Genomic DNA, 25,888 nt, shown 5'->3' on the forward strand with positions numbered 1-25,888 from the left:
AAAGCGTATGCGCCCTTACTTTCTTATTTCTCAAAAAAACGAGAGATCTCTTTTACCAGAAATCTCTCGTTTTTTATGATGGTAATGGAATCAGCTTTTTCTTGTACAGGGCTGCAATAAAATTCATCATGGCAGCAGGTATTTTTTTAGGAAAGTAGGCCTTTCGGTAATATTTATGAAAAGCTGTTTTCAAATCGTCCCATTGGGTACAATTTTTGGTTTGGCGGAACCGGGCAACATCAATCATTTTGATCTCGCCCCGGTCATTAATGAATATATTGCGAAGGTGAATATCAGACGGATTCAGCCCTCTTTCTTTAGCGTGCATAAGGGCTTTATCAATTTCCGCAATATGCTGATCTGTGATGGATATTCCCATGCTGACACAATCAAAGAGAGTGCTTCCTTCAATATAATCAATGACTAAGAAGTTTTCCCCCGCTTCATATAGATTGGGGTAATACTCAATTCCATGAAGAGTGCTGTAAATTTCTGCTTCTTCCTTAGCAATATGAGTAAAAGAAGGAAAGAACACTTTTAACGCTTTATTCTCATTCGGAAGCTTAAAAACAAATGCGCTCCGGCCAGCTCCAATGAAGGCTAAAGAAGAGTCATAGCCATGCAGCTTGGCGCGTGTCCCTTTTCCTCCAATTTTGACGCTATCTGCAAATTGCTTGTATCCTTTCATCCTGAGAACCTCCTTTCCTCTTTCCCTTGCTCGTTAAGATCCAAGCTGTTCAATTTGATCTAAGATCCCTTTCATATCTGATACTGTTTTGACGATTTCGGAGTCCTCAAGAAGCTGAATGTTCCAATCTCCGTTTTCAATTTGCTCCAAAGCAGAATCAATTCCGCTTTCAAGGGATTCGCTGTAGCTGACAAGCTGGTTGTGGGCATCCAGAGCAATCTCCGGCGCTTCCGTTTCTTTAAATGTATTTATTTCTTCTTTCATATCATTTAAACTCTGCACAAGCTCAGCTCTGGCTTCCTCATTATTTACAGCCTTTTCAGCAAGTGCCGGCAGCTCTTCCGCAAATGCACTGGCCTCATTAATATAGTCCTTTGTATCATTTGCATACTGAAGAGAAGAATTCACACCTTCAAGTAAAGAACACCCGCTTAGAAACACTAATGACAAAACAGCCAATATCTTAAACATTTTCATCATCATACAGCTCCTTTAGGTTTATTTTTATAAAAAAATAAAAGACGTCAGATCCAATTACTTGGTCATAACGTCTTTTTTCGAAAGAGACTTCACCAAATAATCGGCAAAGGTCTCGCTAACAGCATCGCTGCCAGCAAAGCCGGGGAACATTCCCGTAATGACGACTTTGCTGTTAAAGCTACTCCCCTTTAAGGAAGAAATATTTAAGTTACTCTTATTATACAATCAGGCAAGCATCGAGGTCAATTTTAGAGCTTTTTATTTTCCTTGGCTGATAGAAATTTTTTTGTTCATCACATAATAAAAGCCGGCTGTTTTGATATCACGGACGACACTGTGCAGCCCCTCTTCCTCGAGCTTTGAAAATAAGCGATCTGCGTTTAACACATCAAAACTCAGCATCTCTTCTATATTCAGCCCTGAGATCCGGACATCATCCAATAGATGATCAAATTCTTCATCAGCAAACACGTTAATGCCGACTTCATAAGCTACAGCTCCTGTATCAGAACCGTCAAGATTAATTTCTTCCGATTTTAAATACCAAAAGTCATAATAAATGATGTCTGTCATGTTTTTTTCCTCCCGTCAATTAAGCAGATAATCTTTATTGTATCAAAAATTGGGTCTTCATGTAAAAATGGCCTATTCATCAAGTGAATAGGCCATTCGTTTATTCTTTCACTTCTTTTTTCATAAACCCGACCATGACTGCTGTGATCAGTGATCCAATCAAGATCGCTGCTACATATAACAATGGATTTCCATCAACAATCGGGATAACAAATGCTCCCCCGTGGGGTGCGCGAAGTCCAATGCCAAAAATCATTGTAAGCGCTCCTGCTGCCGCAGATCCGATAACCGCAGCCGGGATAACACGCGCCGGGTCTGCCGCTGCAAACGGAATGGCTCCCTCAGTGATAAAGGATGCTCCCATCACGTAATTGGTTTTTCCCGCTTCACGCTCCGCTTTTGTAAACTTCTTTTTAAAGAAAGTTGTAGAAAGAGCAAGACCAAGCGGAGGCACCATTCCTCCAGCCATTATAGCTGCATGCGGTGCAAAGTTGCCTGCGTCAATCATGGCAATCCCGAATGTAAAGGCCGCTTTGTTGATTGGCCCGCCCATATCTACAGCCATCATTCCGCCTAAAATCAATCCGAGCAGCACAAGGTTTCCAGTTCCCATGCCTTTAAGCCAAACGGTCAATCCATCATTTAATGCTTTCACTGGTTCGATAATTATAAACATCATAATCAGACCTGTCAGCAAAATACCGAACAGAGGATAAAGCAGTACAGGCTTAATGCCTTCAAGAGAATTCGGCAGACCGCTGAATGCTTTCTTAAGACCGACAACTAAATAACCTGCGAGGAAACCTGCGATTAATCCGCCAAGGAAACCGGCTCCCCCTGTAGCTGCCATAAGACCGCCGACCATACCTGGTGCAAATCCCGGCCGGTCCGCAATACTCATTGCAATAAATCCAGCTAAGACAGGAATCATGAGATAAAAGGCATTGCCGCCTCCGATTGTGCTTAATGCTTCAGCTATAGGATGATAGGATGGGTCGTTTGGATCTGCTGCTTTAATTCCAAAAACAAAGGAAAGCGCAATGAGGATTCCTCCGCCCACGACAAACGGCAGCATGTTTGATACACCATTCATGAGGTGCTTATAAAAACCGCTTCTACCTGTTTTAGGTGAGTCAGCTGTTTTCTTCTCACCGCTGCTTTTATAAACAGGCGCATCTTGATCCAGCGCTTTTTGAATCAATTCCTGAGGCTTTCTGATTCCTTGAGCAACAGGGACCTGAATGACATGCTTGCCTGCGAAACGATCCATTTCCACCTGCTTGTCAGCAGCTACGATAATCGCTTCTGCTTCTGCAATGTCTTCAGCCGTCAAACCATTTTTAATTCCGCCTGATCCATTTGTTTCAACCTTGATGCTCACACCCATTTCTTTCGCTTTTGCCTTCAGTGCATCTGCAGCCATATATGTGTGTGCAATTCCAGTAGGACATGCTGTGACAGCAAGGATTTTCTTGCCTGAAGCGGATGGTGCAGGTTCTTCTTCTGCTTCCATCTCTTTTTCTTTTTGATCAATAGCAGCGAGAACTTCTTCTTTTGAAGCCGCCTCTTCAAGCTTCTTCTTAAAAGCCGGATCCATTAAAAAACTCGAAAGTCTGGAAAGCGTTTGCAAGTGTTCATTGTTTGCTCCTTCAGAAGCGGCAATCATGAAAAACAGATGAGCATTCCGGCCATCGAGAGATTCATAGTCTATGCCTTTTGCAGAGCGGCCAAATGCAATCGCAGGTACGGATACTGCACTTGTTTTTGCATGAGGAATAGCAATCCCTTCACCGATTCCAGTCGTGCTCTGCTCTTCCCTCGCCAAAATTGCTGTTTTATACTCTTCTTTATTTTTAAGCTTGCCTGCACGATCAAGTGTCTCAATGATCTCGTCGATAACAGCTGCTTTTGATTGTGCATTCAGGTCAAGGATAATCGTATCGCTTGTTAATAAATCTGTAATCTTCATTTTTCTTCCCCCTTCAATGAATATCTAAATCTCATTGACTTTCACTTCATTTATGAGCTTTGCTGCAAATTCCCTCTCCGTTAAATCTTCTGAAAAAGCAGTTGCGCTTCCGGTGGCAACACCCTGTTTAAAGGCTTTCTTATAATCACCATGTTCTTTGTATCCTGCAATGAAGCCTGCAACAACTGAATCTCCAGCTCCAACTGAATTTTTCACTTTTCCAGGTGGTACATTTGCAAAAAATGCTCCGTGCTGATTGATGAATAAGGCGCCTTTTTCTGCCATTGAAACAATCACATTCTGCACGCCCTCTTCAAGCAGTTTCTTCCCATAATGAACAGCTTCTTCCGTGCTGCTGATCTGAGTATCGAAAAGTTCGCCTAATTCATGATGATTTGGCTTGATGAGAAATGGCTTGCTTTGGAATGTGCTTCTTAAAGCATTGCCTGATGCATCAATGACAACTTTCACACCATTTTTTAAACTTGAATCAGCGATTTCTTTGTAAAAGGTTTCATCAAGAGCGGATGGAATGCTCCCTGCTAAAACAAGTACATCCTCTGCTTGCAATTCACTAATTTTCCCAAGCAATGCAAGCTTCTGTTCTTTGGTAATCTGAGGGCCCTGGCCATTGATTTCTGTCTCTTTAGCCGATTTAAGCTTGACGTTAATTCTTGTATGATCTGAGACACTGATAAAATCATGTGTAATTTCCTCTGATGAGAGAAATTCTTTAATGAACTCGCCTGTAAATCCGCCTGCAAAGCCAAGGGCTGTGCTTTCTGTTCCAAGACGTTTCAGAACTCTTGAAACATTGATGCCTTTACCGCCCGGATAAACGTTTGCGCTCTCCGTGCGATTGAGGTGCCCCTCTTTAAAATCGTTTACCTTCACGACATAATCGATGGAAGGGTTCAGCGTACATGTATAAATCATGCTGTCACAACCTTTATCTCTGTCTTTTCCTTAAAATCATAAGCGGTGTCTTCATCCAGTTCGTTCGTAATCACCGCTGCTTCATGCAGGCCGGCAATTTTAGAGAACGAAATTTCATTAAATTTCGTATCGTCTGCAAGAATATAAGCTTCTTGAGACAATGTGATGGCAAGCCTCTTGATCGCTGCTTCCTCTGGATCCGGTGTTGTAAAACCTGCTTCAGGATGAATGCCGTTTACACCCATAAAACATTTATCAAATCTGTATGCGGTTATCCCTGACTGTGCTGCACTGCCTACTAGCGCTCTTGTTTTCGGCTTTACGATCCCTCCAATCAGGTAAGTGGGAATGTGATTCTCAAGCAGCATTTCGAGATGTGAAACGCCATTTGTGACAACCGTTATATCTTTTTCTTTTAAATATGGAATCATCTGCATGGTTGTTGTACCTGCGTCGATGTATATGCTGTCTCCGTTTTTTACAAGCTCTGCTGCAAATTTGGCTATTCGTTCTTTTTCAGCAGCATTTTGTGATGACTTTTCAGTAACACTGAGTTCTTCTCCCTTTTGATGGAAAAGAGAAGCACCGCCGTGAACCCGCTTTAGTTTTTTCTCTTTTTGGAGCTGGCTTAAATCTCTTCGGATGGTTGATTCTGAAGAAGATGTAGCATCAACTAATTCCTGTATCGTTGCGACCTGTTTTTCACCAAGTACCTTGATGATGATCCGGTGCCGTTCTGGTGTAATCATTCAGTCACCTCCAGCTAATCGTTCTTTTTGCCTAAAATCTATTCCTTGAGTTCATTCTAACGTAAGCCCTTTCATAAATCAACCAAAAACTTTCAAAAACAATCATTATTAATCACAAATTCTATTATTCAATCAAAAACAGTCAAAAGTTCTTTGATTTACTCTTTTGTCTTCCAGGTGAATCCCATGTCATGCGCACGCGTGTAATTTCCCTCAACCTTTTCTACAGCAAAAAAGACCATCTGATCAAACTCAGACAGTCTCATTTAACCTACTATCATTCAGTTTTAATTGCTGAACAGCAAACTCCCTGTACAAAGGATGAGCTTGCAGCAGTTCCGAATGTGTGCCTGTTCCGGTGACTCTCCCTTTATCCAAAAAGATAATTTGATCGGCATCAATGACAGTGGACAATCTGTGGGCAATGACGATCGTGGTCCGTCCGGCCATTAAGTTGCCAAGTGCTTTTTGAACAACAATTTCAGAATGGCTGTCAAGGCTTGAGGTTGCTTCATCGAGAAGGAGGATTTTAGGATCCCTGATCAGCGCTCTGGCAATGCCGATGCGCTGACGCTGCCCGCCTGAGAGTTTAACGCCGCGTTCACCTACTTGTGTATCATAGCCGTCAGGATATTCTTCAATAAATTGATCCGCATAGGCCATCTTCGCAGCTTTGGCTATTTCTGCATCTGTCACTTCTCTCGTTAATCCATAACATATATTTTCTTTAATTGTGCCTGAGGTAATCGGACTTTCCTGAGAGACATAGCCAATATGCGCTCTCCACGAAGCAAGGGTAAAGCCGTCTATTTTTTCATCCCCAAGATAAATGGCTCCGCCTGTCGGCAAGTAGTAACGTTCCACTAGTGAAAACAGCGTCGTTTTTCCGCTTCCGCTCGGTCCGACAATAGCCGAAGTCTGACCCGGTTTAATCTCAAGAGTAACCTTATTTAATATTGGTTCTTCTTTTTTGTAGGCAAAATCAATCTCATTAAAGTGGATCGGTTGATGAATGTTCTCTGCTTTCTTGCCTGAATGAAGGTTTTCCTCCTCCTCTTCAAGGATTTCAATAATCCGTTCAGAAGCTCCCATTGCTTTTTGCAGCTGGGTGAAAAAAGCAGTGAATTGAGTCATTGGAATGACAATCTGAAAGAGATAAAGAATAAAAGCAACCAAATCCCCTGAAGACAGAACTCCTGCTTGAACTCTCAGACCGCCGTAGCCCAGAATCACTACAAGCAGCGACATAATCACAAGTGAGATTAACGGGCCAATCCATGCATGAATTTTTGCTTCAGCCAATCCAAATTGAAAGAGCCGGCCTACTCCGCTTTTTCCTGAGGTGTACTCTTTTTGTTCCGCATTGGAGGATTTCACTAATCGGACATGAGATAACACTTCACTTAATAATGCTGTAAAGCTCGCCGTTTCATCCTGAAGACCTTTAGAGACTTTGTACATTTTTCTTCCCAGCGGAAGCAAAATTAATATGGAGAGAGGAATCAAGGCAAGCATGATTAGCGTCATTTGCCAGTCCAGATAAAGGAGAATGCCAAATGATCCTATTATCGCAATGATTCCTGTAAAGAAGTTTGTAATATGATCTGTAATCAACCCTTTTAAAATGGCCGTATCATTTGTCATCCGGCTGATCATTTCGCCGGTTTTGTGCTCGTCATAAAATCGAACGGGAAGATGGATATGCTTATTCCAAAGTCTTTCCCTTAATCGTGCAACGACATGCTGACCGACATGATTGAGAAGGTAAATGGATACGCCGCTTGTAATTGCCTGTGCGATAAAAGCTGATATCAGCAGAAAAATATGCACACTTCCAAAATTATCAAAGCTGAATTCATCGATTAAATTCTTTGTGAATAAAGGGATGACAAGACCGACAACTGTAGATAAAACGCTGAGCGTACCTGCAATCGCCATTTTTGTCTTTGAAGGCTTTGTCTCCCGTATCAGCTGAAAGAATACCCGCCATTTGCCGCCTGTCTTTTGTGAACTCATCTCATTTTGTCTCCTAACTCGCGTACTATCCTTTATTATACATTTTCCTTCTTAATTTTTTAAATTTGAAACTTCCTGCACTCTCCGCATGTATTTCCATAAAAAAGGAAATGATAAGGTGAATATCAATATATAGAAAGCAGCAGGAAATAAGATGGATAATTACACTGGCACCAATCAATACAGACGGTATAAAGCCCATTTAAGCATGTTTGGAACGACCCAATTTCATATAAGAAACCCGTATATTATTGCATGGTGGTCTGCAGCCTTCCCGGGATTTGGACATCTTCTTCTTTCTAAATATTTCAGAGGCCTGCTCTTATTTATCTGGGAAGTGTTTATTAACATGCAATCTCATTTGAACATCGCCATGGTTTACTCATTTTGCGGTGAAATTGACAAGGCGCGGGATGCACTTGATTACCGCTGGACTCTTCTATATATTCCTGTTTACATCTTTGCAATCTGGGACAGCTACAGGACTACTATTGATTCTAATCGTGTTTTTCTGCTTGCTGAACGGGAAAATGCCCCTTTCAACACGTTTTCAATAGGGGGGATGGAAATCAATTATTTAGATAAACGAAATCCCAGAATGGCAGTCGTTTGGTCTTTTTTAATGCCGGGAACTGGGCAGCTTTATATTCACCGCCTCATTACGGGATTCTTCGCTCTGATTTGGACAGTGGTTTTTGTCTACTACTCTAAATGCCTGCTTGCGGTACATTACTTGTTTTTAGGTCAAGTTCAGCATGCTACAGATATTCTAAATCCTTCATGGCTGATGTTTGTACCCTCTGTGTACGGTTTTGCTGCTTATGATGCCTACATAAATACAGTTGAGAACAATAAGCTTTTTATAGATGAGCAGAGGAATTTTCTGGTGAAGAATTATCAGCATTATCGTGTTAAATTTCCAGACAGAGTTTGAGAGGCGATTCCATTGCAAGTATTTGCTACCTTTGATCACTGCACATATCTAGAACTGGCCATTTCTCAGTTGGAACAAGAAGGAATACCAAAAGAGAGGATACTGGCGGTTTCATTAAAAACAACAGACGATTCAATGAAGCTGATGGATTCGATTCATCACTCCGATGGAGTCAGTTTGTTTGATACTGGCGCCGCACTTGCGACCGCTTTTGCCGTAATAGGCGTGAGCATTGGGTTTAAGTTAGCGTGGGGACCTGTTTATTGGGGGCTGATCGGAGCCGGGAGCGGTCTGCTGCTTGGATTTCTTCTCAATTTTATCTATTATCGTGTGATTAAAAAGAAAAAACTTAAGCTTCGTTCCAAAACGAAAGAAACGGAAGTTGTTTTAGTGATTGAATGCCATGAAGATTTTTATAGAAGAATCAACCAAGTTCTTTCGGATAATTATGCCATGGCGATCGGGTTTGTAAAATAAAAAAGCAGTTAGACTGAACCTTTTCAGTTGCTAACTGCTTTTTTTTATTAAGCTTCCAGCTCCAATTGTGATGAGCCGCTGTGATTATACGTATCTGTATCTAATTCTTTTGTTATTTTCCCAGTTAAAACTCCCGCTGTCATACTTCCGCTTACATTTAATGCTGTACGGCCCATATCAATCAGCGGTTCAACAGAAATAAGCAATCCTGCTAAAGCAATCGGCATATTCATTGTTGAGAGGACAAGGATCGCAGCAAATGTAGCTCCTCCGCCCACACCTGCAACTCCGAATGAACTGATGGCAACAACCGCAATTAATGTAAAGATGAAAGAAGGACTTAACGGGTCGATTCCGACAGTTGGTGCAATCATGACGGCAAGCATCGCCGGATAGATGCCCGCACAGCCATTTTGTCCGATGCTGAGGCCAAAGGATCCTGCAAAGTTTGCAATTCCTTCCGGAACACCCAGCTGTTTCGTTTGTGTGCTGATATTCAATGGCAGCGTTCCTGCACTCGTACGTGATGTAAAAGCAAACGTCAAAACAGGGAAAACCTTTCTGACATATGTGATCGGGTTAAGTCCCGCAAGCGTCAGGAGCAGCAAATGGATGATAAACATGACAAGCAGTGCCACGTAAGAAGCAAGCACAAATTTTCCAAGCTTTAAGATGGAATCAAGATCACTTGAAGCCACCGTTTTTGTCATGATGGCAAGTACGCCGTATGGAGTAAGTCGCAAAATGAGTGTGACGACTCTCATGATGATGGCGTAAAAGGCATCAACAATTTTTGCAAACAGCTCTGCATGCTGAGGTTCTTTTCGTTTAACTCCCAAGAAAGCCAAACCTAAGATTGCCGCAAAAATAACAACGGCTATCGTTGAGGTCGGGCGTGCCCCAGTAAAATCAAGGAAAGGATTTCCTGGAAGCAGCTCAAGCATTTTCTGCGGGAACGTCTGATCCTGAATCTCAGTGTAGGATGCATCAAGCGCTTCCCCTCTTGCTGTTTCTGCCTCGCCCTGCTCAATTTGAACGGCCTCTAAATTAAATCCAAGAGAAGTGCCAATTCCAATTGCAGCAGAGATTGCTGTAGTCCCTACAAGAATACCTAAGATTAGAACACTGATTTTTCCAATGTTATTCGATAATTTCATTTTCGTAAATGCTGCAAGAATCGAAATGAATACAAGCGGCATCACAATCATTTGAAGAAGCTTTACATAACCGCTTCCTACGATATTAAACCAGCCGATTGATTCAAGAAGAACCTCATTTTCCGGTCCATAAATAAATTGAAAAGCAAACCCGAGAACGATCCCAAGGCCAAGTGCAGCAAATACACGTTTTGAAAACGAAACATGTTTTTTCTGCATAAAAAACAATAAAAAGATAAGACCCAAAAGCACGGCAATATTAATAATAACTAAAAAAGAAGACATTTTTTCTCCCCCTAACATTTTCCTTTAATACTAAAAAAATATAATGCAATTATTCCAATCAGTCAAGTAGGAATTACTGATGCAGAACAATTGATTCATCATACGTCCGTCCTTCAGGAAATATTCATCAGGGGTTCCAACTCGCAGGGCGCTCTCATAAATTATTAAATCAGCTACATAAAAAGGAGGTGAATGATTGCTGTGATCAAAATCAAACATGCGAATCAAAGTGAAAACATTATGAATACAGCTGCTCTGACCGGTGAGCAGAAAGAGATCCTTGATTTGATGGTGAAATATGAAGAAGTCTATTCCTATGAACATTTTAATCAGTTTAAATTTGAAATGGATTTACGAATTGAGATTGTCAAAGCTGCCTCCGCCCTCTATCAAAGCGGCGTTAAGTTTACAACCTTTGAATATTCCAAGTGCAACCCGGCTTTATGGGATCTGACAAGTCAAGGAGCAATTGTCATAAAACCCGGAGTTCCTCCATCTGAAGGAATCAGGGATCTTTATGCAAACGGGGAACTGTATGCTTTTGAATGTGCCACTGCCATTGTGGCCGTTTTTTACAAAGCAGTGCTTGAGATGATCGAAGAGCGGCATTTCAATCGGCTATTCGCAGGAATGATTCTGTATGACTGGCACTACGATGATGATTTGGGTGTTTTCACAAGAAGAGGAAACGATTATCTGCCAGGTGACTGTGTCTATTTTAAAAATCCGGATTTCGATCCAGAGAAGCCTCAGTGGCGTGGAGAAAATACAATCGATATGGGATACGATCTCTATTACGGCCATGGGATTGGAATTAAAGATGCAGAAGGAATTATTGCATCACTGAATAAATACCGGAAAGAAGGAGCAGTCCAAACTGCTTATCTGCTTTCACAGGTTACGAGGCTGGATTACAGATATTTATATGATTACAGAAAGCTTGGAAGAGCAATCCAGGGAAATTTCTCACTGGCTGATGATCAAAAAATCATTTCGAAAATTGGAACGGCTGTTTATTTAAAATAACAGAACAGAAGCGCAATCCCTTTTTAAACAACAAGAATAGCTGCCTATTATTTAGGCAGCCCAAATCGTTCCTTATCAAAATATTTGCGCTGCAAGTAGTATTCCTCACGTCCGAGGTACTGATTGACAATCAGCTCCATCTTGCCAAGGTCATCTCTGGTTACGAGCGGATCAAGGTCGCTCCACTTAACAACTCTAATAAAATAGTATTCTTTAATTGGAGTAAAAACGACGGGGGAATTTGGCCACTGATCAAACCAGAATTCAATTTTTCCGCGCTTTCTATAAGTATAATGAATAATTTTCATTTTCCATCACCTGCTTACAGAATACACGTTCTACTCTAAAAAGAAAAGAAACAATCGGTTTTCAAGCCTATTATTCAAACGTTCTTAAAACAGCTCTGACAGGACTTCCATCTCCATCTACAATCCGGAGCGGCAAAGCGATCAATTCATAATCCCCTTGTTCTGCCGCGCTTAAATCCAGCCCTTCTAAAATAAAAATAGAATTCTCAAGGAATGAATGATGGGCAGGAAGCTCTTTGCTTTTCATAAAATCAACGGAAGGTACATCTACTCCTATAAGCCTGACTCCGATTTCTTTCAGATAAGCGGCTGCATCAGGATGAAAATAAGAGAACTCTTCTGGAAATCTTAGCGGGTCATCCCAGGAATCTGTGCGGATTAACAGCCTTTCAGTTTGAGAAAGGCCGAATTTTTTCAACTCGTGTGCTGTTATCACTTCAACACCTTGAAGATGGATGACTTTTGCTTTTCCGCAGTAGATGGAAAGATCAAGCTCATGTACTTTTTTCGCCTCTGAATCAAAATGAAACGGGGCATCTATATGCGTCCCGGTATGGGTGCTCATTTCAAGCTTGCCCACGTTAACAGATCCGCTTGCTTCTTTTGTCCACATTAGTTCAAAATCAAATGGCGTATCGCCGGGCCACGTTGGCGTGCTATTTTGGACAGGTCTTGAAACATCAATAATCTTCATGCGATCACCTCACGTTTATTTTCATATTGTTCATATCTTTTTTCCCTCATAATGTCCTTTAAAACCTGGATTGTTCTCCAAATTTCTTCGTAGGACGTATACAATGCAACCGGGGCCAGTCTGATAATGTTGGGTGAGCGATAATCCGGAATGACGCCAGCCTGCTTTAGCGCTTTGCAAATCCTTGCTGCTTCAGGGTGCAGGAGTGCAACGTGCCCCCCGCGTCTTTCGTCTTCTGCAGGATTGATGATGCGAAAAGCAAACCCTGAAAGCTCTGAATCAATTAAATCCATCATAATTCTTGTCATATTCAGTGACTTTTTGCGGATGGCTGATAGAGTTGCCTCTTTAAAAAGTTGAAGAGAAGCAGATAGAGGGGCAGAACTGAAAATATGGGGCGTTCCAATCTGATAGGCTCCGGCAGTGGATGCAGGTGTAAAAGTGTGCTCCATATCAAATTGAGACTCTTTATTTGACCCAAACCACCCGCTTAAGCCCGGCATTTTCCCTAAATGCTTTTCATGAACAAACAGCCCTGCTGCTGCCCCAGGCCCCCCGTTTAAATACTTGTAATTGCACCAGTAGGCAAAATCTACCCCCCATTTGTGAAACTCATGCGGAACGGCTCCTACTGAATGACACCCGTCAAAACCAATCAAAATCCCGCGCTCGCTTGCGGCCTTCGTCAGCTTTTCGATATTCAAAAGCTGTCCGCTCCGGTATAGAACAGTAGGCAAAACAATTAAGGCAATCTCATCTGTCATTGAAGCGATGATATCTTCTTCACTAAGCGTATGCCCATCCCTGCTATTCACTTTAACTAGATGCACCGCAGGGTCGAGCCCTCTTAGAGACAGCTGGCTTTGCAGGGCATAAATGTCAGATGGAAAGTTCAGGTCATCTGCCAGAATCTTCGTCCTCTTTTTCTCTGGATGAAAAAAGCTCGCAGCAAGCTGATGCAGATTAACTGTTGTTGACCCAGTCACAACTACCTCTTCAGGCTTCGCCCCTACCAGAAAAGCAGACTGCTCTCCTAGTGTTTCAGCTAAGTAGTACCAGGGCTTTTCTCCTTGTGTCCAGCCGTCAATCCCAAACTCCTTCCAGGCATCAAGCATTGACAGCAGCGCTGCCTCTGCTCTTTTTGAAGGCAGGCCAAGTGAATTGCCGTCTAAATAAATCGTATTCTTCAGATAGAACTCATCTCGAAAATGGGCAAGCTCATCTTTCTCATCAAGGGCCGCCGCCGTTTTAAGATCCACTTGCATTCACGTCCTTCCGGCTGATTCTGTTACATCGTTCATTCCTGCAATTAATCTGTCTAAAACCTCTTTCGCAGACATTGATTCATTAATCAATCTTAAACTCTGTCCTGCCCACAGCGACATGTTCTCTGCATTTAGCTCTTGTGCCGCATGACTGCGCAGCCGTTTTGTCAGTTCATTTTGCACAGGATAAGGCAAAATGCTGTTTTCAAATGGTTTCATTTTCTGAATAAAGTCATTTGATATTCCGCGTGCATATTTGCCTGAAAAGGCTCTCGTCAGAACCGTTTCATCATCTTTGCTGCTTAGTATTTTTGCTTTGTAAGCAGCAGGAGCACCGCTTTCTGTGCAGGGGATAAAAACACTGCCCAGCTGAACGCCATCTGCACCAAGGATCAGTGCTGCTGCGATTCCTCTAGCATCTGCAATCCCGCCAGCAGCAATAACCGGTACGCTCAGAGCATCTGCCGCCTGGGGTACAAGAGCCATAGTGCCAATACAGGCATCAGCGGAATCATTGAATGTACCGCGGTGTCCTCCTGCTTCGCTTCCCTGCATGACGATCACGTCTGCCCCGCGCTCTTCAAATAAAATAGCTTCCGCAACCGTTGTTGCCGTACCTATTACGATCCTGCCTGCCCGTTTCAGCTCCCTGACAGCTTCAATTGAAGGAAGGCCAAAAGTAAATGAACAAATCGGCACATCATTTAGAAGAACAGTCTCAAGCTGCTTCTCATAATTTGAATAACTCGTTTCATTTGTGAACGAAACATCCTGGACAGGCATGTTCATTTTTTTAAGAATATCCTTCATCGTCTGAATAGCTTCTTTGCTGATGCTTACTTCTTTTTCAGGTACGAAAAGATTCACGTTAAACGGTCTGCCTGTTAAAGCTTTTATTTCTTTTATTTGCTGATCAAGCTGAGCGGACGTTAAATACCCTGCACCGACTGATCCTAACGCCCCGGCCTCGCTGACTGCGCTGACCAGCTCAGGAACAGTAATTCCTCCTGCCATCGGCGCTTGAACAATCGGGTATTCAATCTTCAGCAGCCTGCTTATAGAAGTATGATGCCATGTCATATAAGTTTCCCTCCAATTTCAGAAGAATGCTGTATATCTTCTTCTACATGTCATGCGCTGTTCCCTGCCATACTAAAAGGAATACCCTCATAGAGGCAAATAGTGACGTCATCTTAGCTGATTATGCTAAAATGGTAAAAAATAGATTCAGAAAGATTGGAGTGGTCTTAGGTGGAAGAATTATGCCCGCTTTGCAATCCCTTAATGATAGAAGATCAACAAGCCGTTTTGTCCAATGAACATTGCCTCTTTTTGCAAATGCCGCAAAAAGTGCTGAAAGGTTCGGGCTTAATCGTTCCGAGAGAGCACAGGCCGACCGTTTTCGAGTTAACAGAAGAAGAGTGGCTTGCTACTTTCAGTCTCCTGCAGGAAGTGAAGAAATTGCTTGACGAAGAGTATCAGCCTGATGGCTATACGATTGGATGGAATTCAGGAGAAACGGGAGGACAGCATATTTTCCATGCCCACCTGCATGTTATTCCGCGTTTTGAAGACGAGCCTTATGCAGGCCGCGGCATTCGCTCCTGGCTAAAGGATCCAGAAAATATGAGGCCTTCTATACAAGATTAAGAATGACCTTTTTAGGGTAAAAAATAAAAAAGAGATGAAATCGAAAGGAGATTATCAGATGACCATTGTTTATATAAGCATCGCTCTTGTAGTTTGTGCACTTATTTATTTAGGAGTCTCTGCTTTTAGAACGTTTAAGAAAGCGCAGCCTGCATTGCAGGATCTTCAGGAAACGGCTAACCGCATTCAAAAGCAAACAGAGGGCATTCAAACCGAAACTACGAAGCTTTCTGCCACACAGGAGAAAATCATGTCAGATGTTGAATACAAAAAACAGACCGTGCAGACAACAATTGAGATTGCTAAAGAAACTCCGGAAACAATCAAAGGATTTAAAGAGTTTTTGCCTTCCAAGAAGGAAGAATCAGCCGCTCACAGAGTGCGGGGCTGAAGAAAACAGATTACGTTTTTGATGTGTGAAAAACAATGAATTTTACGGTGAAAATCTTATTCCACTAATGGGAGCTAAGATTTAAGAAACGCAGGGAATTTAGAATCCCTGCGTTTTCTTTTACAATCCAGCAGCTACACCATACACTATTTTGGTCAATGCTCTACCCACCATGTCTCTCCGATTTTCATTACGTTAAGCTGTCCGGGATCCAGTGTGCGCTTGTCCCATTCTGAAAGCAGCCGCTCCAGAGCTTCCGGCCCCGTATCGTCCGCGAGCCGGTATGCCCCGTAATGCATTGGAATAAACGGCCCTTTTGCGTTTAAATCTTGATATGCTTTGACTGCATCCTCCGGGTTGATATGGGATACATTCATGAACCACTCGGGTTCATAGGCGCCGATTGGCATGAGCACGGCATCAATGTCCAGCTTCTCGCCGATTTCCTTAAAACCGCGGAAATATCCTGTGTCTCCAACGAAGTAGATTGAGTATGACGAAATTTGAATCACCCATCCACCCCAGTGAGACGTGTTCGTATCCCAGAGTGTTCTTCTTGTCCAATGCTGGGCAGGAACAAAGGTTAAGCTGACGCCTTTCATGTGAAAGGCTTCCCACCAGGACGCTTCTGTCACATTTTTGTAGCCTCTTCTTAGAAATAAAGCACCAAGTCCCTCAGGCACATAAAAAAGGGGTTTGCCTTTCAGCCGTTTGATCGCTGCAAAGTCCAAGTGATCATAATGCCCATGCGAAATCAGGACTGCATCTATTTCGGGCAGCTCATCAATCGGAAGACCGGGTCTTGTCAGCCGTTTTTGCATGCCCATTCGTTCTGCCCAAACGGGGTCGGTCAGAATGTTTACTCCATCAATCTGAATCAAAAACGCAGAATGACCAACCCAGGTTATGCTCGTTCGAGACCGATTATTTTTAATCTCTTTTATATAAGTTTTTTCAGCAGATTCAATGGATATGGATAAATCCTTTTCTTTCGATCTCCGCTCCTTCATCCACTTTCTGAAGTCAGAAAAGCTTTTGGTGTTTTCGACACCATCTAAGTTATGATATCTTTTCCCCATTTGCCTGCACCTTTACGTAAAATGTCCGTTCTCTGGGACCGTCAAATTCACAGAAGTAAATTCCCTGCCACGTACCCAGCAGCAGCTTTCCGTCCGTTACGATAACATGCTGCGATGCCCCCACAGTGCTCGCTTTCATATGAGCGGCTGTATTTCCTTCTTCATGCCGGTCCTCCTCATGTTGCCAAGGAAAGATTTCGTCAAAACGTCTGATCATGTCTCTTTTTACATCCGGATCCGCATTTTCATTGATTGTAATGCCTGCTGTAGTATGCGGGCAGTAAATAAGGACAGTGCCTTCTTTTATAGAAGCTTCTCTCACTAGTTTTTCAACACTTGATGTCACATCTGCCATCTCATCGCGAGAGTGTGTTTTTAAAGTAAAGCTTTTCAGCATGTTGCATGTCCCTCCTTATTTCCTTTGGTTGAATTGTATCATTAAGAAGCATAATCAGGCACGTTCGGAACGCCTCTTCAAATGAATTGATCCGTCTAATGACAAAAAAACCCCCAAAAGGCATTCATCCTTGTTGGGGGTCATGTGAATTAAAGAACGTAAACTCTTGTTTCGAATGGCTTCAATGTGAATGAAGTTGTGTGTTTGTGGTCAGCAGCTTCATAGTTTTGAAGAATCAGCTGTTCTTTCGATAACGGCAGCTTGCTGTACTGGTAGAAAGCTGTTTTGTTGCTGATGTTTGCGATAACCAGTGCTGTTTTGCCTTCATATGTTCTTGTGTAGGCATAAATTTGCTTGTCTTTTGGAAGAATCAAGTCGTAAGATCCATAAACAAAAACTAGATGCTCCTTGCGCAGATCAATCATTTTTTTATAGAAATGATAGACTGAGTTCTCATCTTTCAACTGCTTTTCAATGTTGATTTGTTTATAGTTTTCGTTAGCTCCAAACCATGGTGTGCCTGTTGTGAAGCCTCCGTTTTTCTCTTCATTCCATTGCATTGGTGTACGGGAATTATCACGGCCCTTATGCCAGATAATTTCCATAATTTCTTCATGTGAGCGTCCTTTTGCTGTTTCAATGCGGTAAAGGTTTTTCATGGCTACATCATCATAATCATCAATTGACGGGAAATGAACGTTTGTCATTCCAAGCTCCTGTCCCTGATAAATAAATGGTGTACCCTGCATTAAGAAGTACATGGCTGCGAGGGCTTTTGCACTTTCAGTCAGATACTCTTTATCATTGCCCCATGTTGATACAGAGCGAGGCTGGTCGTGATTTTCAAGGAATAATGCGTTCCACCCGGAACCGTCCAATCCCTTTTGCCATTTTGTTAACGTTTCTTTTAACTTAATGAGGTCGACTGTTCCTTCTGTTCCATTGTCCCATAAATTGAGGTGCTCGAATTGGAAAATCATGTTGAAGATGCCATTTGTATCGCCAACCCAGTCTTCCGCCTGCTCAAGCTTAACGCCATTCGCTTCGCCCACTGTCATGATATCGTAACGTGCAAACGTTTGCGCTTTCAGCTCGCTTAGATGCTCCATAATACCTTCTACGTTCATGTGATAATCAAATGAGGAAACAAAATCAAGTCCGTTCGGGTTAGGCAGATCAGGAAAGCCATCTTTTTTGTTGATATGAGAAATTGCGTCTACACGGAACCCGTCGATGCCTTTATCAAGCCACCAGTTAATCATATCGTATACAGCTTGTCTCATTTCTTCGTTTTTCCAGTTTAAATCAGGCTGCTTTGCTGCGAATACATGCATGTAATATTGATTTGTTTCTTCGTCAAGCTCCCATGCCGAACCGCTGAAGATGCTTTCCCAGTTGTTTGGCTCTTTGCCGTTTTTGCCATCGCGCCAGATGTACCAGTCCCGTTTGTCGTTCTCTTTTGAAGAGCGTGATTCGATGAACCAAGGATGCTCATCACTAGTGTGATTAACGACTAAATCAAGGATCAGCTTCATATCTCTCTTATGCACTTCAGCCAGAAGGTCATCAAAATCCTCCATTGTTCCGAAGTCTGCCATAATATCCTGATAATCACTGATATCATATCCGTTGTCAGCATTAGGTGATGTAAAAATTGGGCAAATCCAGATCACATCGATGCCGAAATCCTTTAAGTAATCTAATTTAGAAATAATGCCGCGGATATCGCCAATTCCGTCACCATTGGAATCCATGAAACTTCTAGGATATATTTGGTATGCAACCGATTCTTTCCACCAAATCTTTTTCAACTGAAACACTCCTTTATATCAACCTTAACGTCGAGTAAGACGAATGAAAAATAGGGTTAAAATGTTAAAAATAAAAGTATTCGCTTACATTTAATTAAAAGTTGTCATTACTAAAAAATATTATACTCTAATTATGTTAAAGAATGAACAATTTCCTTTGAATTCCTTCTAATAGTTTTCTAGTAAGAACAGCGCAAGTGCCCGTTTAGCTCCGGCTGCGCTTGCGCTGGACATCAAAGCTGAGCCCAAAATTTTTGTATTCACTAAAAATTAAAAAAGAAGAGGCTGTCCAGATAGTCTGTTTTTGCATAAATTGGTGTTTTCGATTATTAATGTTGTCCGTTCCTTTCCGCTGCAGGAACTTGCTTTCCGCGGGGAGGGTTGGAGCCTCCTCGGCATGCCTGCGGGGTCTCCAACTTCCCTCTAATTCCCGCAGGAGTCAAGTTCCTTCCGCTGCAATCCACTCAAGATTTTTAACAAGTAGTTTAAAAACAACAAAGTTTACGAAAAGAGTCTACATAAAAAGCAGGAAGGAAATAACATTTGTTTTTCCTGCCTGCTTCATTTTAAAGACTTATTGGACAATCCCTTCTCAAACAATTATGCAATTTTGGAACTAAGTTCAGCTGTTTTTTTCTTCATCCAGTCTTTTCCTTCTACTAATCTGGAAACCATCATGCTGCTGACATTATCGCCGGTAGCATTGAGCATCGTTGCCGGCGGATCAATAATCGTGGAGATTGCCGCAATGATAGGCAGGGCTTCAGGCGGAAATCCGTAAAGCGTGAGAATCAGCATTTCACCAATCATACCGCCGCTTGGAATAGCTCCCATTACCGTTCCAACGAGAATGGCTACAAGAACAACACTTGTTAATGTGCCAAAACCTGAGAAGTTCATTTCAAAGATTCCAAAAAGAAAAGCAATCTTTAATACGCCTCCAAGTACGGATCCATCCTTGTGAAGAGCAGCACCCAGAGGGACAGTGGTTTCGCGAATATCAGCGCTCACGCCCATTTTGCGTGTAGCTTCAAGGTTCACAGGAATCGAAGCTGCACTGCTGCAGGTAGCAAGTGAAGTCACGGTTGGAGAAAGCATATTTTTCCAGAATACAGTGACCGCCTGCCTTTTTCCAGACATGAATGCGTAAATTGTAAAGGCAATCACAAAATAGATAAATGCCGAGACGTAATACATGACACCTGCTTTGAAATAAGTACCTAATAGCATTGGACCGTATTCACCGACTAAAGTCGCGAAATAAGCGCCGAGCCCGATCGGTGCATAATACATAATTAATGATACAAGCTTCATTAAAACTTCTGATCCGGACGAAAGAAAGCTTGCAAACGGCTTCCCTTTTTCCCCGATCATCGAAACCGACAGTCCTACTAAAACTGAAAAAACAATCATTGCCAGCATGTTATTTCTTGAAAATAACTCAACAAAATCCGGAACCGTAAATGTGCTGACAATTTGGTCTGCAAGTGTTACATCTTCCAGCGCCTCCGGTTTTTCAAGCTGAAGAGACACTCCCTGTGCAGGCGGAATGATTTTAACAACGACTACCATATAAAGAGCAGCAATTAAGCCTGTAAACAGAAACACGCCAAGCATGCTTCCCATAATCTTTCCGAGCCGCTTCGTTCCTCCCATATTTGCTATGGAAGAAGCGATTGTAAAGAATACTAATGGTACAACAACCGTAAACATGGCATTCAAAAACAGATCACCAAACGGTTTTAATAATGTTGCTTTTTCTCCAAACACAAGTCCGATTATTCCGCCAATAAGAACAGAAGACAGCAAAATAAGCGGAAAGCGATAAGCTTTCATCCAAAAATCCCTCCAACTAATAACGATAAGAACTCACTAATGCTATCAGAGGGAAAAAAATTATTCAACTAAATAATAGTCGAAGCGGACGGATAGTGAAACGTCCGTTCAAGATAGTGAGATGATGTTTCCCGATAGTTCCAGCCCTCTAGAGGACAGTGGAATGTCTTTTTCTGTAATAGTTAGCATGTTTATCATCGAGAAGTTATTCTATTAAAAAGGCTCTTTTCGTAAACATTGTTGCTTTTAGACTAGATGATTTAAAACCATTAGTGGATTGTAGCGGAAGGAACTTGACTCCTGCGGGAAAATAGAGCGAAATGGAAGACCCCGCAGGCTCGCCGAGGAGGCTTCCACGCTCCCCGCGGAAAGCAAGTTCCTGCAGCGGAAAGGAACGGACAATATTTATAATCAAAAACAACAATCTATGCGAAAACAGCCATTAAAAATGAACACTTCCAACTATTCCGGTGGTAAAATGCGTGTGTTTTGCATCTTTTTGTTGAATTCTTCACATATAAAAAAACAGGCAATCATTCTGGATCACCTGTTACTGCTTCCATCTTCTTTTTTGCTTCAAGCGTCTTAATATGATGCCCTTCCATGTCCGTTACGGTAAACTCGTATCCGTCAGACATGATTTTGTCTCCTTTTTTCACATCGATTTTCTCGGTGAGAACCCAGCCGCCGATTGTATCCACGTCTTCTGAATCAATCTCGAGCTGAAGGAGATCATTCACTTCTTCAATTAGTGCTTTGCCGTCGAAAATGTAATGATATTCGCTTTTCTTTTGAACATTAGGCAGTTCGTCCACGTCAAACTCATCGCGGATTTCTCCGACGATTTCCTCAAGGATGTCCTCTACTGTTACAAGCCCGGCTGTTCCGCCATATTCATCAACCAGGATTGCCATATGAATCCGGTCTTTTTGCATTCTCAGCAATAAATCCTGAATGGGAATTGTTTCGATAACCTTAATTACGGGACGTATATAATTTTTAAGGAGCACGCCTTCTTTTGACATGTATAGGGCATCTAATACTTCTTTGATATTTACGAGCCCCACAATGTTGTCTTTGTCTTCATGTTCAAGCGGATATCTTGTATACCGTTCGCTCCTCATGATCTCTAAGTTTTCCTCAAAAGAATCTTCGAGTGCCACTGTAACCATCTCTGTTCTTGGAACCATGATTTCTTTGGCTATTCGATTATCAAATTCAAAAATCTTATTAACGTATTTATATTCTGACTGATTGATCTCGCCGCTTTTTAAGCTTTCAGACAAAATGATCCGCAGTTCCTCTTCTGTATGAGCCATTTCATGCTCTGATGCCGCATGCAGACCGAACAGCCTGACAATAAATAATGCAGAACCATTCAGCGTTTTTATAAAGGGATACATGATTTTATAAAAAATAATGAGCGGCCGGGACAGAGTCATTGTCACCCACTCGGCTTTTTGAATAGCAAGTGTTTTTGGCGCAAGCTCCCCAATAACTACATGCAAGTAAGTAATAGCTAAAAAAGCCAGAACAAACGATAAAATGCCTGAAAGCGATGGGTTTAGTCCCCATGAGTCAAAAAAAGGATGAAGCAAATGTTCAATTGTCGGCTCCCCAAGCCATCCAAGTCCAAGGGCTGTAATGGTAATGCCGAGCTGGCAGGCGGATAAATATTCATCCAGGCTGCCTGTCACTTTTTTTGCAGCTATCGCGTTCTTATTCCCTTCACCGACCAGTTGATCAATTCTGGAACTTCTCACCTTAACTATGGCAAATTCTGCAGCAACAAAAAATCCGGTAGCAGCAATTAACAGGGCGACCAATAATAAATTTGTGACAATCAAGAGTTCCCTTACCCGTCAGCGGATAAGGTCACCTCCCTTCTTTGGTGAAATCCATCTAGGTGAATACTCATATATAGTTTCTATTCTTTACTAATTAGAAGACGATTAGCATCTCATTTATTTCCATATTCTCCTTAAATGAAAAAATTCTTGGATATACCCCCACACAGACACTGGCGACATGATCATTTGATAAGCTAAGACAAATAAGAAGAACCCAGCCGTGTTTTTTCTGACTTTTAAATCAAGCTCCCTGAACACTTTTTTCTGATAGGAGTAAATGCTGTAATAGCTGATTAAAGTAATCGGAAGAACAAATAATGTCATCGGTCCTACAATCCAAAAGTAACCCAAGAATGCAAGAATAAGGCCCGGAATCCAGAACAATGTGTATGTAAAATCCAGGTATGGCATGATAAAGTTTATGCCGGTCAAAAATTTCGCGAAGAGAACCGGCTGGTGCCAAGGCTTCATTTCCTTCAAAGCTTCGATCATTCCCCTGGCCCATCTTGATCTCTGTTTGGCAAAATGACGCAGCGTCGCCGGAACTTCAGTAAAAGCAACAGAAAGCGGCTCAAAGTAAACCCTGTAGTTGCGGTGGAGGAACCGCCATGTCAGCACAATATCCTCACCAATAGCTTCAGGCCAGCCTCCGATTTCCTTTACTGCTTCTGTCTTATAAAGACTAAAAGCCCCTTGTGCGACAAGTGTTCCCTGATAAAGTCCCTGAAGTCTCTTTATGGCTGCAATTCCAAGGAAATAATCCCACTCCTGCATTTTTGTAAGTAAATTCTCACGGCTGTTTCTCGCAAGAATCGTACCTGCAACAGCACATACATCTTCAGGTGAACTGACCATTCTGGCAACTATATAGCGAATGGCACTTTTATGTAAAAGAGTATCAGCATCAAGCGTCAAAACAAACTCCGTATCTGTTTGACTGATTCCACGGTTCAAAGCATGAAATTTCCCCTGCTTCTCCTCATTAAAAACTCGCAGGTTCAGCCTTAGTTCTTTCCCAGTCTTATCAGCTCTAGCTGCAGTTTCATCAGTGGAACCATTATCAACCACGATCACATGAATCTCGCCTTCATAATCCTGTTTAGCGATGTAATGAATCGCAGTCCCAATATTTCTTTCCTCATTTTTTGCAGCAATAATGACGGTAACCGGCACATCGGGGCTGGTGTTCTTATGTCCTGGCTGTCTGTCGATCCACAGACTGCACACTAAAAAAGCATTTAAAAATCCCGGAATATACGCAATTCCGGCAATAATCATAATGGCAAGAGGAAAACCAATGATTTCTGCCAGCTCCCTTACCCATGGCAATGAAATGAAGATCGAAGCGCCCATCCAAAGAACGGCAGCTGTCTGGCTGATCCAAAACTTCTTTTTTACTGATACATATCTTTTTTTCATAAGTTATCAACCTCAGGTAATGCCTGTTTCTTTTATCTTTTACAAAAGAATAAATTACATGCCTGAGGACAAAGATGATAACTTTCAACGATTGCCGAAAAAATAGAGTAAGATTGCACATACTACGGAGGAATACGTTTTGAACGGGAAGTGAAACGATGAAACTGACAGAAGATGAAAAAAACGCACTCAGCGATGCGATTGATAAAATGAACGAAGGACTTGATGTCTTTATCCAATTTTACAATGACGCAGAAGAGGATAAGCCTGTTATCGAATTTAATGAGAAAACGATGTCAGCAATCGAAAAAGCTATAGGTGCCTACGGAAAAGATGCTGTCACTGAGAAAATTAATTCTATTATAAGAGAGGTCCTTTCTTTTCTTCCAAAAGAAAAATAAGAGGTGAATATAGTGAGGTCTAATAAATTATTAATTGATTGGCTGAAGTGGCCGCTGTATTTTAGAATTGTTTTGATTGTGATGCTGATTGTGCTTCTCTTCGGTCAGGTAATTTCACTTATTGAACCTGAAGTTTTCCCAACCGTGTTTGATGGAATCTGGTGGGCGCTTGTCACCGTATCCACAGTCGGCTTCGGAGACTATGTGCCGAAAACCGTAGCGGGACGCTTTGTAGGAATGGTACTCATCTTAATCGGTGCAGGATTTGTCACAACCTATTTTGCTACATTGTCAGCTGCAGCTTTTCAAAAACAGCATTCATACCTTAAAGGGGATACCACGTTTAAACATGGCAATCATATCGTCATTATCGGATGGAATGAGAAAACGAGCGAACTCATTGAGACCTTTCAAAAAATAAAGCCATACAAAAACCTCGTTTTAATTGATGATACGCTTGAGGAGTCACCACTTATTGAAAATCTTCATTTTATTAGAGGAAATCCGACAATAGACCGCACGCTTGTGAAAGCGAATATCGAACAGGCGGATGCAGCTATCATTACAGCGAACCAGCATAAAAATGAATCGGACGCTGATATGCATTCCATCCTTATTTTGCTTGCTTTAAAAGGGATAAACCCTGATTTATATACGGTCATTGAGCTCGTTACCGGGATGCAGCTGAATAATGCAAAACGTGCAGGTGCTGATGAGATTATTAAATCCTATCAGCTGTCAAGTCACTTAATGATGAACAGCTACTTAGCAAAGTATGGATTATCAAGCGTATACTCAGAACTTAATCCGGCAAATGGAAACTACTTCAAAATAGAACCGATTCCCGAGGAACTAATAGGAGAAACCTTTCATGCGGCAAGCCATGCCCTTCTAGAAAAAGAGCTGCTGTTAATCGGCATTAAAAAAGGAGATAAGACGAAGTTAAACCCGCCCATCTCCCAAGTCCTGCATCAGGATGATTTACTCATTCTGATTACTCATTAGTCCAGCAAAACTGCTTCAAGTTCTTTCACTAGATCCTTGCCAAGATCAATATACTTTTCAGGAAACTCGGCATCCTTGTCCTGAGGTTCCTGAAATTGATCAAACGAAGCTTTCACATTTCCAATATGAACATTATCATCAAGTCCAATTTGGTATTTATGTGAAAGCAAGTATGGATTTGTCAGCTTAACTGTTGTATTTTGCGAATCAAGCTGGCCATCCACCGCTGTAAATGGAACACGCAGGAACTGATAGCCTACTTCATCATCAATCTTATAATCAAATGATCCATGATCATACTCCCATCCTCCGCCAATCGCATATCCAAGCGGTTTCAGCTGCTGTTCAAGATGATAGAGCTTAAATGACTTCCCTTCAAGCTTTGATGGAATTTCAATCACGTCCATCAACCTCCTTTTAAAGAATAGGTTTTCCTAAAGGGTTCTTTTTTATCATTAAAAAAGGAGATGCGCCATGTGGCGCATCTCCTTT

The 25,888-nt window shown here is 41.9% G+C and carries 26 protein-coding genes; 7 read left to right on the forward strand and 19 right to left on the reverse strand.

What is annotated here, in order from left to right:
- Window positions 1–73: 73 nt before the first annotated feature.
- From AC3ISE_RS18395 to AC3ISE_RS18425, 7 genes are all read right to left on the reverse strand, one after another.
- Window positions 74–688, reverse strand: a complete 615-nt coding sequence (locus AC3ISE_RS18395) for a protein kinase family protein (protein WP_489222079.1) — start codon at window positions 686–688, stop codon at window positions 74–76.
- 33 nt (window positions 689–721) lie between these two features.
- Window positions 722–1,171 carry a DUF6376 family protein gene (locus AC3ISE_RS18400; RefSeq protein ID WP_489222080.1) on the reverse strand — a complete coding sequence of 150 codons (450 nt, stop codon included), beginning with the start codon at window positions 1,169–1,171 and terminating at the stop codon, window positions 722–724.
- A gap of 255 nt (window positions 1,172–1,426) precedes the next feature.
- On the reverse strand, window positions 1,427–1,741 hold the full coding sequence (locus AC3ISE_RS18405; protein ID WP_489222081.1) for a hypothetical protein: 315 nt from the start codon (window positions 1,739–1,741) through the stop codon (window positions 1,427–1,429).
- Window positions 1,742–1,841: 100 nt separating this feature from the next.
- Window positions 1,842–3,710 carry a PTS fructose transporter subunit IIABC gene (locus AC3ISE_RS18410; RefSeq protein ID WP_489222082.1) on the reverse strand — a complete coding sequence of 623 codons (1,869 nt, stop codon included), beginning with the start codon at window positions 3,708–3,710 and terminating at the stop codon, window positions 1,842–1,844.
- Window positions 3,711–3,734: 24 nt separating this feature from the next.
- On the reverse strand, window positions 3,735–4,646 hold the full coding sequence (pfkB, locus tag AC3ISE_RS18415) for a 1-phosphofructokinase (RefSeq protein ID WP_489222083.1): 912 nt from the start codon (window positions 4,644–4,646) through the stop codon (window positions 3,735–3,737).
- Window positions 4,643–5,395 carry a DeoR/GlpR family DNA-binding transcription regulator gene (locus tag AC3ISE_RS18420; protein ID WP_489222084.1) on the reverse strand — a complete coding sequence of 251 codons (753 nt, stop codon included), beginning with the start codon at window positions 5,393–5,395 and terminating at the stop codon, window positions 4,643–4,645. Before AC3ISE_RS18420 ends, pfkB begins: the two co-directional genes overlap by 4 nt.
- Window positions 5,396–5,647: 252 nt before the next feature.
- Window positions 5,648–7,411 carry an ABC transporter ATP-binding protein gene (locus AC3ISE_RS18425; RefSeq protein ID WP_489222085.1) on the reverse strand — a complete coding sequence of 588 codons (1,764 nt, stop codon included), beginning with the start codon at window positions 7,409–7,411 and terminating at the stop codon, window positions 5,648–5,650.
- A 154-nt stretch (window positions 7,412–7,565) separates the two neighbouring features.
- On the opposite strand from AC3ISE_RS18425, the gene AC3ISE_RS18430 reads away from it, so the two are divergent.
- Both AC3ISE_RS18430 and AC3ISE_RS18435 read left to right on the forward strand, forming a co-directional pair.
- Entirely contained in the window at window positions 7,566–8,345 is a 780-nt protein-coding gene (locus tag AC3ISE_RS18430; protein WP_489222086.1) for a hypothetical protein, read from the forward strand.
- A 12-nt stretch (window positions 8,346–8,357) separates the two neighbouring features.
- On the forward strand, window positions 8,358–8,822 hold the full coding sequence (locus AC3ISE_RS18435; protein ID WP_489222087.1) for a hypothetical protein: 465 nt from the start codon (window positions 8,358–8,360) through the stop codon (window positions 8,820–8,822).
- A gap of 47 nt (window positions 8,823–8,869) precedes the next feature.
- Here AC3ISE_RS18435 and AC3ISE_RS18440 read toward each other — a convergent pair whose 3' ends face one another.
- Window positions 8,870–10,264: an L-cystine transporter gene (locus AC3ISE_RS18440; protein ID WP_489222088.1), complete on the reverse strand. Its 1,395-nt coding sequence runs from the start codon at window positions 10,262–10,264 to the stop codon at window positions 8,870–8,872.
- A 201-nt stretch (window positions 10,265–10,465) separates the two neighbouring features.
- On the opposite strand from AC3ISE_RS18440, the gene AC3ISE_RS18445 reads away from it, so the two are divergent.
- A complete protein-coding gene (locus tag AC3ISE_RS18445) occupies window positions 10,466–11,290 on the forward strand; it encodes a protein-glutamine gamma-glutamyltransferase (RefSeq protein WP_489222089.1) in 825 nt (274 codons plus the stop codon).
- A gap of 47 nt (window positions 11,291–11,337) precedes the next feature.
- On the opposite strand, the gene AC3ISE_RS18450 is transcribed toward AC3ISE_RS18445, so the two are convergent.
- From AC3ISE_RS18450 to AC3ISE_RS18465, 4 genes are all read right to left on the reverse strand, one after another.
- Window positions 11,338–11,598 carry a hypothetical protein gene (locus AC3ISE_RS18450; protein WP_489222090.1) on the reverse strand — a complete coding sequence of 87 codons (261 nt, stop codon included), beginning with the start codon at window positions 11,596–11,598 and terminating at the stop codon, window positions 11,338–11,340.
- Between the two features lie 70 nt (window positions 11,599–11,668).
- Window positions 11,669–12,292, reverse strand: a complete 624-nt coding sequence (kynB, locus tag AC3ISE_RS18455; protein WP_489222091.1) for an arylformamidase — start codon at window positions 12,290–12,292, stop codon at window positions 11,669–11,671.
- Window positions 12,289–13,557, reverse strand: a complete 1,269-nt coding sequence (kynU, locus tag AC3ISE_RS18460; protein ID WP_489222092.1) for a kynureninase — start codon at window positions 13,555–13,557, stop codon at window positions 12,289–12,291. The genes kynB and kynU overlap by 4 nt, the downstream gene beginning before the upstream one ends.
- The gene (locus AC3ISE_RS18465) at window positions 13,558–14,637 is read right to left on the reverse strand and encodes an NAD(P)H-dependent flavin oxidoreductase (protein ID WP_489222093.1); all 1,080 of its coding nucleotides are present in this window, start codon (window positions 14,635–14,637) and stop codon (window positions 13,558–13,560) included.
- A 171-nt stretch (window positions 14,638–14,808) separates the two neighbouring features.
- Here AC3ISE_RS18465 and AC3ISE_RS18470 point away from each other — a divergent pair, with 171 nt between their 5' ends.
- Window positions 14,809–15,207, forward strand: coding sequence for an HIT family protein (locus AC3ISE_RS18470; protein ID WP_489222094.1), 399 nt, complete (start codon window positions 14,809–14,811; stop codon window positions 15,205–15,207).
- Between the two features lie 58 nt (window positions 15,208–15,265).
- Entirely contained in the window at window positions 15,266–15,598 is a 333-nt protein-coding gene (locus AC3ISE_RS18475; protein WP_165970991.1) for a DUF948 domain-containing protein, read from the forward strand.
- Between the two features lie 155 nt (window positions 15,599–15,753).
- On the opposite strand, the gene AC3ISE_RS18480 is transcribed toward AC3ISE_RS18475, so the two are convergent.
- The 6 genes from AC3ISE_RS18480 to AC3ISE_RS18505 all read right to left on the reverse strand — a co-directional run bounded on the left by AC3ISE_RS18480 (window position 15,754) and on the right by AC3ISE_RS18505 (window position 23,990).
- The gene (locus AC3ISE_RS18480; RefSeq protein WP_489222095.1) at window positions 15,754–16,677 is read right to left on the reverse strand and encodes an MBL fold metallo-hydrolase; all 924 of its coding nucleotides are present in this window, start codon (window positions 16,675–16,677) and stop codon (window positions 15,754–15,756) included.
- Complete coding sequence (locus AC3ISE_RS18485) at window positions 16,658–17,074, reverse strand: secondary thiamine-phosphate synthase enzyme YjbQ (protein WP_489222096.1); 417 nt, start codon at window positions 17,072–17,074, stop codon at window positions 16,658–16,660. Before AC3ISE_RS18485 ends, AC3ISE_RS18480 begins: the two co-directional genes overlap by 20 nt.
- A 149-nt stretch (window positions 17,075–17,223) precedes the next feature.
- On the reverse strand, window positions 17,224–18,885 hold the full coding sequence (locus AC3ISE_RS18490) for a glycoside hydrolase family 13 protein (RefSeq protein ID WP_489222097.1): 1,662 nt from the start codon (window positions 18,883–18,885) through the stop codon (window positions 17,224–17,226).
- Window positions 18,886–19,485: 600 nt separating this feature from the next.
- A complete protein-coding gene (locus AC3ISE_RS18495) occupies window positions 19,486–20,721 on the reverse strand; it encodes a dicarboxylate/amino acid:cation symporter (RefSeq protein ID WP_489222098.1) in 1,236 nt (411 codons plus the stop codon).
- A 533-nt stretch (window positions 20,722–21,254) separates the two neighbouring features.
- Window positions 21,255–22,568, reverse strand: a complete 1,314-nt coding sequence (locus AC3ISE_RS18500) for a hemolysin family protein (protein ID WP_489222099.1) — start codon at window positions 22,566–22,568, stop codon at window positions 21,255–21,257.
- 117 nt (window positions 22,569–22,685) lie between these two features.
- Entirely contained in the window at window positions 22,686–23,990 is a 1,305-nt protein-coding gene (locus AC3ISE_RS18505) for a glycosyltransferase family 2 protein (protein WP_489222100.1), read from the reverse strand.
- 158 nt (window positions 23,991–24,148) lie between these two features.
- Between AC3ISE_RS18505 and AC3ISE_RS18510 the strand changes: the two genes are divergently transcribed.
- Together AC3ISE_RS18510 and AC3ISE_RS18515 are read left to right on the forward strand one after the other, a co-directional pair.
- On the forward strand, window positions 24,149–24,391 hold the full coding sequence (locus AC3ISE_RS18510) for an atypical membrane-integrating protein (Mistic protein) (RefSeq protein WP_489222101.1): 243 nt from the start codon (window positions 24,149–24,151) through the stop codon (window positions 24,389–24,391).
- 12 nt (window positions 24,392–24,403) lie between these two features.
- Complete coding sequence (locus AC3ISE_RS18515) at window positions 24,404–25,396, forward strand: potassium channel family protein (RefSeq protein ID WP_489222102.1); 993 nt, start codon at window positions 24,404–24,406, stop codon at window positions 25,394–25,396.
- Here the strand turns inward: AC3ISE_RS18515 and AC3ISE_RS18520 are convergent.
- Entirely contained in the window at window positions 25,393–25,797 is a 405-nt protein-coding gene (locus tag AC3ISE_RS18520) for a YugN-like family protein (RefSeq protein ID WP_070875860.1), read from the reverse strand. The two genes, AC3ISE_RS18515 and AC3ISE_RS18520, sit on opposite strands and share 4 nt — an antisense overlap.
- Window positions 25,798–25,888 lie beyond the last annotated feature (91 nt).

Source organism: Metabacillus sp. KH_069 (assembly GCF_057838075.1).